The sequence below is a fragment of the Pseudomonas sp. Sample_16 genome, from assembly GCF_004307665.1.
GTDB lineage: Bacteria > Pseudomonadota > Gammaproteobacteria > Pseudomonadales > Pseudomonadaceae > Aquipseudomonas.
Window position 1 is genome coordinate 19,895 of the sequence record NZ_RCOB01000123.1, and the last position, 3,355, is coordinate 23,249.

4 protein-coding genes are annotated in these 3,355 nt (G+C 60.1%); all 4 read right to left on the reverse strand.

The window, feature by feature from the left end:
• Nucleotides 1–121 precede the first annotated feature (121 nt).
• Nucleotides 122–346, reverse strand: coding sequence for a hypothetical protein (locus tag D8U69_RS17205; RefSeq protein ID WP_056856707.1), 225 nt, complete (start codon nt 344–346; stop codon nt 122–124).
• A gap of 172 nt (nt 347–518) precedes the next feature.
• Nucleotides 519–935 (reverse strand): hypothetical protein, encoded by a 417-nt coding sequence (locus tag D8U69_RS17210; RefSeq protein WP_056856706.1) that lies wholly within the window; start codon nt 933–935, stop codon nt 519–521.
• A 171-nt stretch (nt 936–1,106) separates the two neighbouring features.
• Nucleotides 1,107–1,847 (reverse strand): response regulator, encoded by a 741-nt coding sequence (locus tag D8U69_RS17215; protein ID WP_130907783.1) that lies wholly within the window; start codon nt 1,845–1,847, stop codon nt 1,107–1,109.
• A gap of 260 nt (nt 1,848–2,107) precedes the next feature.
• Nucleotides 2,108–3,355, reverse strand: a 1,248-nt coding sequence (ppnN, locus tag D8U69_RS17220) for a nucleotide 5'-monophosphate nucleosidase PpnN (RefSeq protein WP_130907784.1), incomplete at its 5' end; no start/stop codon positions are given.

A 3,355-nucleotide genomic window follows, 5' to 3' on the forward strand; every position in this document is an offset into this window, starting at 1 on the left:
AAACCTGGGGCCGCTGCGCAGCCCAGCGCGAGCAAGCTCGCTCGCCACACCACACACCACAAATGCAGAAACCCCGCTTGTTTGGCGGAGTTTCCTGTTTCAAGCAGCCCAAGGCCGTTGATCAATAACGCTGATATTTGGAGCCGAACTCGGGGCGGTTCTCTGCGACATAGAGCTTGCTCGCCTGGTTGTCTTTCTGGTCAACGCCGACGGTATTCACGTTCAGCGTGGCCGGTTGGCTGACTTTGGCTGCTGCAACGGCTGGCGCAGTCGCGTGTGGGGCGGCGATGGCGGAAGTAGCGCCGAGAACCGAGAGGGCGAATCCAAGACCGATGATGCTTTTCATGGTGTTGCTCCAGAGGGTGGGGAGAAGATGTGGCCACTGTAGTGCTGGAGCATCGCGATGAGAAAACACCCTGACGCATAGTCGTTATCGAGAACAATGATCTTTCGGCGATGATGCGGCAGCCCTGTGGGCGCTAGCTCCCACAGGGACTGTGTTGTCAGGTCAGTCGCGATCAGTAGCGCTGATACTTGGAGCCGAACTCGGCGCGATTTTCGGCGACGATTACGCCACCGCGCACGGCGTTGCTCGGGATCGAGGCGACGCGTTCGCGCAGTTCTTGCAGGCGATCGGCACCCCCTTCGGCTACGCGGTTCTGGATCAGGCGATCGGCACCCCCTTCGGCCACGCGGTTCTGGATCAGGCGATCAGAGCCACCTTCGGCCACGCGGTTCTGGATCAGCCGGTCAGAACCCCCTTCGGCCACGCGATTTTGTTGCAACCGGTCCGAACCGCCTTCTGCCAGTAGCGACTGGATCTGGCTGTGGGAAACGGTATTCGACGTATTCGCCGATGCCAGGTTCGACAGGCCAAGACCGCCCACCAATGCGAGGCCGAGTGCCAGGGACGAAACTTTCGAGAAGTTGATCATGGGTAATTCTCCGTGCGCTTAAGTGTGAGGGGGTCAGTAGCTCGTGCTATCTGGTGTTCACAGTTAAACGCCGGGGTGTATCGCTGATGTGTGCCTGAAACGCTCGAAATCGGCTTTTACGTATCCCGGGAAGTATCTTATACAAACGGATACAAAACCTTCGGTTAACGCTTATACCTGCGCATCAAGCATTTCCACCGGGTAGGAAAAAACATAGCCCTCGCTGCGTACCGTCTTGATGTAGGTCGACTCCCGTGAATCGTCCTTGAGTCGCTGGCGCAAGCGGCTGACCAGCAAGTCGATGGAACGGTCGAACAGGTCGGCGTCGCGGCCCTGGGTCAGGTTGAGCAGTTGATCTCGGCTCAGCACCCGTTGCGGGTGATCGAGGAACACGCGAAGCAATCGGTACTCGGCGCCACTGAGGGCGACCAGGGTATCGTCTTCATCCAACAGGTGACGGGCGGTGGTATCCAGGCGCCAGCGGCCGAAACCGAGCAGGCGGCCGGTTTCAGTGACTAATAGGTTGGGTGGCAACATCCGGGTACGGCGCAGAACAGCGTTGATCCTGGCCAGCAGTTCCCGGGCGGCGAAGGGTTTGGTCAGGTAGTCGTCGGCGCCCATTTCCAGGCCGAGGATGCGGTCGGTCTCGTCATTGCGCGCAGTCAGCATCAGGATCGGCGTGGCTTTGTGTTTGCCTGAGCGCAGTTCGCGGCACAGGACCAGGCCGTCATCGCCGGGCAGCATGATGTCGAGGACGATCAGGTCGACCTGATTGGTTTCGAGGAAGCTGCGCATGTGCCGGCCGTCGGCGACCAGGGTGGTGCGCAGGCCGTTCTTTTTCAGGTAGTTGCCCACCAGTTCGCGAATTTCGCGGTCATCATCAACGATCAGGATGTGGTTGACGTGGTCCATGAATCGATTCTCTTGTTCTTCGTCGGTTGTGCATTTTTGGGCAACGGTGAAGCTTTTTGCCGTATCGCCCTTGTAGGAGCAAGGCTTGCCCGCGATGACGGTGGGACAACCCACAGTGATGTCGACTGATACTACGTCATCGCGGGCAAGCCTTGCTCCTACAGGAGGAGTGGCCGACCCGGCATTGCATTCAGGCGTTCTGTGGCCACAAAGACAACAAGCCGAAGCCAAGGCTTCAGCTTGTGTCTATTGCTTGACCGTCAGGCAACCACGCGATAACACGGCACATAAGCCGCGCCACCCGGGAGTTTCATCCGGTGTTGGGCAACGAAGGCTTTGAGCAGCAGGTCCAGCGGCTGCATGATCGCGGCGTCACCGCGGATCTGGTAGGGGCCGTGTTGTTCGATCAGGCGAATGCCCTTGTCCTTGACGTTGCCGGCGACGATGCCCGAGAACGCGCGGCGCAGGTTGGCGGCCAGTTCGTGGGCTGGCAGGTCGCGGCTCAGTTTGAGGTTGGCCATGTTTTCGTGGGTTGGGTCGAACGGGCGCTGGAAGCCTTCGTCGATTTTCAGCAACCAGTTGAAGTGGAACGCGTCGTTACGCTCGCGGCGGAACTGCTTGACCGCTTTGAGGCCAAGGGTCATCTGCCGGGCGACTTCTGCCGGGTCATCGATGATGATCTGGTAATGCTGCTTGGCGTCTTCACCGAGGGTGGCGCCGACGAAGGCGTCGAGTTGCTCCAGATACGGTGCGGCGTGTTTAGGCCCGGTGAGGATGACCGGGAAGGGCAGGCCTGCGTTGTCCGGGTGCATCAGGATGCCGAGCAGGTAGAGAAATTCTTCCGCCGTACCGGCACCGCCCGGGAAGATGATGATGCCGTGGCCGACGCGGACGAAGGCTTCCAGGCGTTTTTCGATGTCTGGCAGGATCACCAGTTCGTTGACGATCGGGTTCGGCGCCTCGGCGGCGATGATCCCCGGTTCGGTCAGGCCAAGGTAACGACCGCCATGGATACGCTGTTTCGCGTGGGCGATGGTGGCGCCTTTCATCGGGCCTTTCATCACGCCAGGGCCACAACCGGTGCAGACGTCGAGGCTGCGCAGGCCCAGTTCATGGCCGACTTTCTTGGTGTATTTGTATTCTTCGGTGTTGATCGAGTGGCCGCCCCAGCACACCACGATCTTCGGCTCGACGCCGGGGCGCAGGGTGCGGGCGTTGCGCAGCAGGTGGAAGACGTAGTCGCTGATACCCTGGGAGGTGCTCAGGTCGATGCGTTGGCTGTCGAGTTCGTTTTCGGTGTAGACGATGTCGCGCAGGGCGCTGAACAGCATTTCACGGGTGCTGGCGATCATTTCGCCGTCGACGAAAGCATCGGCGGGGGCGTTCAGCAATTCCAGGCGCACGCCGCGGTCCTGTTGGTGAATGCGGATTTCGAAGTCCTTGTAGGCTTCGAGGATGGTCTTGGCGTTGTCGACATGGGCGCCGGTGTTGAGGATGGCCAGGGCGCA

Bases quoted from the DNA above. Each gene is read 5' to 3' on its own strand.
- D8U69_RS17205 (WP_056856707.1), bottom strand. From the start codon at position 346: ATGAAAAGCATCATCGGTCTTGGATTCGCCCTCTCGGTTCTCGGCGCT.
- D8U69_RS17210 (WP_056856706.1), bottom strand. From the start codon at position 935: ATGATCAACTTCTCGAAAGTTTCGTCCCTGGCACTCGGCCTCGCATTG.
- D8U69_RS17215 (WP_130907783.1), bottom strand. From the start codon at position 1,847: ATGGACCACGTCAACCACATCCTGATCGTTGATGATGACCGCGAAATT.